Below are 7,235 nucleotides of genomic sequence, written 5' to 3'. Positions count from 1 at the left end.
ATTCTCTATTCTTGCTCAAGACAAAACTCAATTTCGACGAGTCACTGTCCTGATATTTCGTGTCCGAAATACCTCGGCCAGCGCCCACACGAATTACTTGGTTAACTTTTTAAAGAGCGTTGAGCCTCTGCTCAATCAAGGCCGCGTATTCTACATCGAATCCCGACCTTGTCAACCGTTAATTTTCAGCGCTTTCAAACTCTTTCAAACCCGCCAAAACCGCTCGGCTTACTGCTTCAAACGAGGCGCGCATTCTACACCGAACCGCCACCTTGTCAACCGCTTTCTGAAGAAATCTGAAATCGTTTTTCTTCAGCGCTTTCAAACAGCTACCTCCTCCGGGCCGCCGCTGTCTCAGTGGCTTGTCCCTCAGAAGTGGTGCGCATTCTACAGCCCTCAGAGAACCTGTCAACGACGAATCTGAAAAAAATCAAAATTGGCCGCCTCTCTGGTCGCAATGCAACCAAATCGATTACGCGGTAATCAAAACCCGCGCAATCTTCTTCTTACCGGCCTGGATGACACAATCATCACCTTCTACAAACATACGATCACCTTCAAACTGATTGCCGTCTACATAGACAGCCCCCCGCCCCAGCACATCCCTGGCGGCAGCGCCATTCTTTACCAGACCGGCCAGACGAAGAACCGCAGCCATCGGCATTTCACTCTGCCCCTCAAGAGACACTTTCACTTCCGGGACATTATCGGGAATCTCACCAAGCTCGACCCGATTACCGGCGGACTTGTGCGCAGTCTTCGCGGCTTCCTCCCCATGGAAGCGGGTGATAATCTCTTCCGCCAGCAACTTCTTGTAGTCCTGCGGATTGGCGCCATCCTCAACGGCCTTACGGAATTCCTCAACTTCGAGCAGGGGCCGGAAGCTCAGCAATTCAAAGTAACGCCACAACAGGTCGTCCGGCATAGAAAGCAGCTTGGTGTACATTTCACCAGGAGCATCATTCACACCGACGTAATTACCCAGGGACTTGGACATCTTCTGGACGCCATCCAGCCCTTCCAGAATCGGCATCGTCAAAATCACCTGCGGCTCTTGACCGTGATGCTTCTGCAGAATCCGCCCCATCAGCAGATTGAACTTCTGATCGGTACCACCGAGTTCAACATCCGCCTCCAGGGCAACGGAATCGTAGCCCTGAACCAGCGGATAAAGGAATTCGTGAATGGCAATGGCCTGCTCGGCGCGGTACCGCTTGGTGAAGTCATCACGCTCCAACATCCGGGCGACCGTGTACTGGCCCGCCAGCTTGATCATGTCGGCAGCCGTCATCTTGCTCATCCAGTCCGAATTGAAAACCACATGGGTTTTCTCGCGATCCAGGATCTTGAATACCTGCTCTTTATAGGAAACGGCATTTTCCCGGACCTGCTCCTCCGTCAGGGGAGGCCGGGTAGCGCTCTTGCCGGCGGGATCACCAATCATCCCGGTGAAGTCGCCAATCAGAAAAATGACCTCATGCCCGAGGTCCTGAAATTGGCGCAACTTGTTAATAAGGACAGTATGGCCGAGATGAAGGTCCGGTGCCGTGGGATCGAATCCCGCCTTGATACGCAGGGGCCGACCTTGCTTCAGCTTTTCAACGAGCTCCTCTTCCGGAATCAATTCGTCAACGCCGCGCTTGATGACGGCCAACGCTTCATCTATAGATACCATGAACTACACGTCCCCGTTAATGTGGTGAAAGATTCAGTCCGTTACAGACTTCAACAAAAGATATCTGCGATTGTGCCGCACACTTGCTAAAGTAGGGCGCACAAATATTGCACAACCCTGAGTGAACAGGGCGGCGTATTATAGCAGTGACGTCGCAAGAAATCCGGAGGATGGAGCAGCAACCGTAATGTTCCACGCTGTCCCGCATGCATTTTATACGGTAATCTGTTGGTCTATACTTGAACAACAGCTTTAATTAGGTAGTTCAACCTACCGGAATACCGATTAAAAACGGGTGCGATACGTGCTGAAAAAGTTTCCCAAGACCCATATTACCCTCGCCGCCGCTGCAACCGTTGTAGTGACAGCTGCCGTGCTGATGAGCCCGAGCAGCAATGTTGAAGCCAAGCGCATGTCCTACGCACTGGACCTTGAGCAGGGCACCGTATCCGAAGGGGAAGGCAAACTGGCAGACACTCCCAGCCAGGCCCAGCCGGCTACCTCTGCACCAGAAAAACCGCAACTTTCCGAAGAGTCGAAAACGGAAACAGCGGCAGAAACGGTTGCCGCCGCTGCGGCGGAACCACAGCTGGACTGGCAGACCTTCAAGATCAAATCCGGCGATACACTGTCATCGCTATTCAAGAAAGCCGGCTTCAACGACGGCATTATGCTTTCCGTTATCCATGGGGATGGAGAAGCCGACAAGCTGCAGCGCCTGTACGCAGGTGAAACTATCCGCTTTGCCACCGATGAAGCAGGCGCACTGGCGGGTGTCGAACTGCAGCGCAACCTTCTTGAGACTCTCAAGATCATCCGTAACGAGGAGGGCTTCAGCGGCAAGACCGAGATGCGCGAACCGGAAGCCCGCCCGGCCTTTGCCTCCGGCGTGATTGATGGTTCTCTGTACCTGGCCGCCCGTGATGCAGGCCTGAACGACCGCCTGACCATGGAACTGGCCGGCATTTTCGGCTGGGATATCGACTTCGTTTATGACGTTCGTAAGGGCGACCGGTTCGAAGTGGTCTATGAGGAGCTCTACCTTGACGGCGAGAAATTCGATACCGGCCGCATCCTCTCGGCACGCCTTATCAACCGGGGCGAGGAAAATCTGGCCCTGCTGTACACCGACAGTAATGGCGACAGTGACTACTATACCCCTGAGGGCAAGAGCATGCGCAAGGCGTTCCTGCGCACCCCGATCAATGCCCGGATTTCCTCGCCGTTCAACCTGCAGCGCCGCCATCCGGTACTGGACGTAGTGCGTCCCCACGAGGGTACCGATTACGCTGCGCCCCCGGGCACGCCGATCAAGGCTGCAGGCAATGGCACCGTCCGCTTTGCAGGCTGGAAAGGCGGATATGGCCGCACCATCATTCTGCAGCATGGCAACAACATCACCACCTTGTATGCCCATATGAAAGGTTTGGCACGGGGCATGAAGAAAGGTGTCAGGGTCAAACAGGGCCAGACAATTGGCTATCTTGGCTCTTCCGGCATGGTCACCGGCCCACACCTGCACTATGAGTTCCGCCTCAACGGCTCACCGCGTAACTCGCGCACCGTGGACCTTCCGGACGCCAAGCCGGTGCCCGCCTCCGAGATAACCCGGTTCAAGCAGGTCACCGAGCAGCGGGTAGCCCAGTTCGACGTATTCCGCGAGAGCTATCAACAGCTGGCCTTGGCAAGGGAAGACTGAGCCCATGGAAGCCTGGCTCGGGCTTATGTCCGGCACCAGCATGGACGGCATCGATGCCGTGCTGGCGTCTTTTCGGGACCGCGCCGTCCAGATTCACGCAACTCATTGCATCAGCTATCCGGACGAACTCCGCCAGCGTTTGATTAATGCCAGTCAGAACCAGGCCAGCCCGGATGAGATCGGGGAACTCGACACCCTGACCGGACAATTGTTCGGTCAGGCTGCCGCAAAAGCGATTTCAGATTCTGGCCTGGTGTCAGGCAGTATCAGGGCCATTGGCAGTCACGGCCAGACCATCCGTCACCAACCGTCCGGTTCGGCCCCTTTCTCCTTCCAGATCGGCAACCCCGCAATCATTGCCGAAGTCACCGGAATCACCACAGTTGGCGACTTTCGCAGTCGCGACATGGCGGCCGGAGGACAGGGCGCGCCCTTGGTTCCCGCGTTCCACAAGGCCTTCTTCGGATCCGAGTCGGAGAACCGGTGCATTCTCAATCTTGGAGGCATTGCCAATATCACCTGGCTACCGGCCCGGGACAAGGGCGTAGTCAATGGCTTCGACACCGGCCCTGCCAACGCCCTGATGGACGCCTGGTGCCAAGACCAGACCGGCCGCCCCTACGATGCGGATGGACACTGGGCCGTGGAAGGGAACGTCGACCAATCATTGCTGGATGACATGCTTTCCGATGCGTACTTCAAGCGCACGCCGCCAAAGAGCACTGGCAAGGAAAAATTCAACCTCGGCTGGGTGAAAACCATGATCGCCCGCCATCCGGACCTGAAACCGGAAGATATCCAGCGGACGCTGCTGGAACTCACCGCATTGACCATTGCGGATCAGATGCCGGACACCGGCGTGGATACTGTTTATGCCTGCGGCGGTGGAACTCGTAATCCGGAACTGATGCGCGCGCTGACCGAGGCTCTGGCCCCGGCACGTCTGGCGGTGACGTCGGAACTGGGGCTGGACCCCCAATGGGTGGAGCCGGTGGCATTCGCCTGGCTGGCAAAGCAGGCTATGGAAAGAAACCCCGGGAATCTTCCGGAAGTAACCGGTGCAAACGGCCCCCGGGTTCTGGGAGCCATTTACCCGGCCTGAGTCAGATCGAGAAGGAGCTGCCGCAGCCGCAGGTGGAGGTGGCGTTGGGGTTCTGCACCACAAACTGGGAGCCCTGCAAACCCTCCAAGTACTCGACAGTCGCGCCAATCAGGTACTGGTAGCTCATCGAATCCACCAGCAGAACGACACCGCCCCGCTCAATCACGGTGTCGTCCTCTTCCTGATTCTCATCGAAGGAAAAGCCGTACTGAAATCCGGAACAGCCGCCACCGGTGACAAAGACGCGCAGCTTGAGATCGGGGTTGCCCTCTTCCTCAATCAACTCACGCACCTTGGCAACGGCACTGTCACTGAAAAACAGTGGGGTAGCCATCTGTTGCTGAACTACACTCAAGCTCGCCTCCGGAAACATCGTTTACAAAGTAGCGATTATGGTATTCCTGACTAAAACAATCAACTATTCGGACTTTCCACCATCCTCCAAGGCTTCTTCAACCGCGACATCGGACCGAGCCGCAGCGGCAGAGTGCTCAGAACGATCCCTGGTCAACAGGCCTACCGGCTCACGCTGGTGAACCAGATTGCCATTGACCGTAGCACCCATGGCCATCTCGATCAGGTTGTAATAGACGTTGCCGTTAATGGCTGCCTTTTCCGCCAGCTCAAGGTGGTCAGAGGCATAGACGTCACCGTTGACCGTACCATTGATGATGACATGGGGAGCGACGATGTCTCCGGTGACCTCGCCAACTTCCGATATACGCAGTACGGCATCACTGCCTTCTTCGGCCACGACCTTGCCCTTGATCCGGCCATCCACATGCAATCCACCGGAGAATTTTACATCCCCCTCGACGGTGGTTCGTGAGGAAACCAGGGTGTCAAAATGGCCTGCCGGCCGACGTGGCTTTTGCTGCTTTTTCTTACCGATCATTTCAGTTCTCCGTTAAATCATCCCAGTCAAAGGTTCTTTCTGCCTGCGAGGATTTGCGGCCCTCGGCCTGGGCCACCACCTGGATCTCAACCGGCTCGAAATCATCCGGAAGCACCAGAGTTCCCTCCACGTTCTGGAAGAAGCGGAAACGGAACTTTACGCCAAGATCCTCAATATCCTGAGACAGATCACGCAGGGCAATGACTTCTTTCTCTTCGTCGCGCATGCCGATGACATTGACTGCCACCACGCCGGAAATGTAGTTCTTGTTATTACCAACCTGGGTCAGGACCAGCTTGAAATCCCAGGCCCCGGGCTGGTAGTCCCGGGCCAGAGCCAGGCTATCGACCTGCAGCCCCTTGCTGGTTTCGGACGGCGCCATGATATTTTTATAGAAAGTCAGATCGGACTTCAGTGATGCGATGCGGGTTTCCAGCTCGACAATGATCATCCGTGCCCGTTTGAGCGCCTGGGCATCGATCGCCTTACCCCTTTCCAGGTTGACCAGTTGCTGGCGTGCGTCCTTATAGTTGCTTCGGAGAGTATCCAGCTCCTCTTCGAGTACCTCATTGGAAGCCGCGACATCCGAAAACCGGAAACCACCCTGGGCAAGCCCGGCCGCGTAGCCGGCAAGCGCAGCAACTACAGTAAACGCCAACAGGATGGCGGTGCGGCGAATCCGGTATCCGGGACGATGGCGGATGACAACATACTCTTCCGCCGCTTTGCGTGGTTCGCTCACTGATCGTCCTTAGGGCAATAACGCCGGAGCTTCGAGCCCCATGGTTTCCCGGAAGCCGAACATTATGTTCATGTTCTGGACTGCCTGACCGGCGGCACCCTTGACCAGGTTATCAATCACCGAGGAAACGATAACGATATTGCTGTCCTCCTGACGATGCAGGGCCATCCGGCACTGGTTGGCACCACGGACACTGCGGGTTTCCGGGTGGCTACCGAAAGGCATTACATCAACAAACGGCTCGTCCCGGTAACGTTCTTCATAGACGGACTGAAGGCTGTCAAAGCCGGCTGGGTCTTTCAGTTCGGCATAAAGCGTTGCCTCAATACCGCGAATCATGGGAATCAGGTGCGGCACAAAAGTTACGCCAACCTGGCTGCCGGCGGCGCCGGTCAGGCCCTGGCGGATCTCCGGCAGGTGGCGATGGCCAGAGGCACCATAAGCCTTGAAGCTCTCGCCAATCTCGCCGTGCAGCATGCCAATCTTGCCCTGGCGCCCTGCGCCACTGGCTCCGGACTTGGCGTCGGCGATCAGGCGCGAAGGATCAACCAGTCCCTGTTCCAGCAGAGGCAGAAAACCCAGCTGGACTGCCGTCGGATAACAACCGGGATTGGCAACCAATTGGGCACCACGGATCTCGTCACGGACTACTTCAGGCAGACCGTATACCGCCTTCTCTGCCCACTCCGGGGATTCATGGGGCATGCCGTACCACTGGGCCCAGACGTCCAGATCCTTGAGCCGGAAATCCGCAGACAGGTCAACGACGCGCACACCCGCGTCCATCAGTTCAGGCACCATACGCATGGCCACACCATGCGGGGTGGCAAAGAACACGAGGTCACAAGCCTTGAGTACACTGGCATCGGGTTCGGAAAATTCGAGTTCGAAGTGCCCCCGCAGGTTTGGGTACATATCCGCGACCGGCATGCCGGCCTCGGAGCGGGAAGTTATGCAGCTGACAGTGACTTCCGGGTGGACCGCCAGGATCCTCAGCAGTTCCACACCGGTATAGCCGGTGCCACCAACGATGCCTACTTTAATCACCATTTTCTCCAGCGACGTCGAATCAGGAATTGGAAGATTGTTGGTGTAGTCTACCATGATAAACCAACGACTTAT

Annotated in this window: 8 protein-coding genes; 2 read left to right on the top strand and 6 right to left on the bottom strand. The window is 56.5% G+C overall.

Going from position 1 to position 7,235, the window contains the following annotated elements; genetic code table 11:
• Positions 1-178 precede the first annotated feature (178 nt).
• Together R6W86_RS04700 and tyrS are read right to left on the bottom strand one after the other, a co-directional pair.
• A complete protein-coding gene (locus R6W86_RS04700; protein WP_410328222.1) occupies positions 179-325 on the bottom strand; it encodes a hypothetical protein in 147 nt (48 codons plus the stop codon).
• Positions 326-472: 147 nt separating this feature from the next.
• The gene (gene tyrS / locus R6W86_RS04695) at positions 473-1,675 is read right to left on the bottom strand and encodes a tyrosine--tRNA ligase (RefSeq protein WP_410328221.1); all 1,203 of its coding nucleotides are present in this window, start codon (positions 1,673-1,675) and stop codon (positions 473-475) included.
• Between the two features lie 304 nt (positions 1,676-1,979).
• Between tyrS and R6W86_RS04690 the strand changes: the two genes are divergently transcribed.
• Together R6W86_RS04690 and R6W86_RS04685 are read left to right on the top strand one after the other, a co-directional pair.
• Positions 1,980-3,374: an OapA family protein gene (locus R6W86_RS04690; protein ID WP_410328220.1), complete on the top strand. Its 1,395-nt coding sequence runs from the start codon at positions 1,980-1,982 to the stop codon at positions 3,372-3,374.
• Between the two features lie 4 nt (positions 3,375-3,378).
• Entirely contained in the window at positions 3,379-4,476 is a 1,098-nt protein-coding gene (locus tag R6W86_RS04685; protein WP_410328219.1) for an anhydro-N-acetylmuramic acid kinase, read from the top strand.
• Between the two features lies 1 nt (position 4,477).
• Here the strand turns inward: R6W86_RS04685 and erpA are convergent, their stop codons facing one another.
• From erpA to argC, 4 genes are all read right to left on the bottom strand, one after another.
• Positions 4,478-4,810 carry an iron-sulfur cluster insertion protein ErpA gene (gene erpA, locus R6W86_RS04680; protein ID WP_410328225.1) on the bottom strand — a complete coding sequence of 111 codons (333 nt, stop codon included), beginning with the start codon at positions 4,808-4,810 and terminating at the stop codon, positions 4,478-4,480.
• An 84-nt stretch (positions 4,811-4,894) separates the two neighbouring features.
• Positions 4,895-5,371, bottom strand: coding sequence for a polymer-forming cytoskeletal protein (locus tag R6W86_RS04675; protein WP_410328218.1), 477 nt, complete (start codon positions 5,369-5,371; stop codon positions 4,895-4,897).
• A gap of 1 nt (position 5,372) precedes the next feature.
• On the bottom strand, positions 5,373-6,113 hold the full coding sequence (locus R6W86_RS04670; RefSeq protein ID WP_410328217.1) for a DUF6776 family protein: 741 nt from the start codon (positions 6,111-6,113) through the stop codon (positions 5,373-5,375).
• Between the two features lie 9 nt (positions 6,114-6,122).
• On the bottom strand, positions 6,123-7,160 hold the full coding sequence (gene argC, locus R6W86_RS04665) for an N-acetyl-gamma-glutamyl-phosphate reductase (protein ID WP_410328224.1): 1,038 nt from the start codon (positions 7,158-7,160) through the stop codon (positions 6,123-6,125).
• Positions 7,161-7,235 lie beyond the last annotated feature (75 nt).

It is taken from the genome of Marinobacter sp. (assembly GCF_046484525.1).
Lineage (GTDB): Bacteria > Pseudomonadota > Gammaproteobacteria > Pseudomonadales > Oleiphilaceae > Marinobacter.
This window is presented reverse-complemented; position numbering and strand designations above follow the sequence as displayed.

Coding starts and splice junctions, on each gene's coding strand:
- tyrS (WP_410328221.1), bottom strand. CDS start 1,675: ATGGTATCTATAGATGAAGCGTTGGCCGTCATCAAGCGCGGCGTTGAC.
- R6W86_RS04685 (WP_410328219.1), top strand. CDS start 3,379: ATGGAAGCCTGGCTCGGGCTTATGTCCGGCACCAGCATGGACGGCATC.
- erpA (WP_410328225.1), bottom strand. CDS start 4,810: ATGGCTACCCCACTGTTTTTCAGTGACAGTGCCGTTGCCAAGGTGCGT.
- R6W86_RS04675 (WP_410328218.1), bottom strand. CDS start 5,371: ATGATCGGTAAGAAAAAGCAGCAAAAGCCACGTCGGCCGGCAGGCCAT.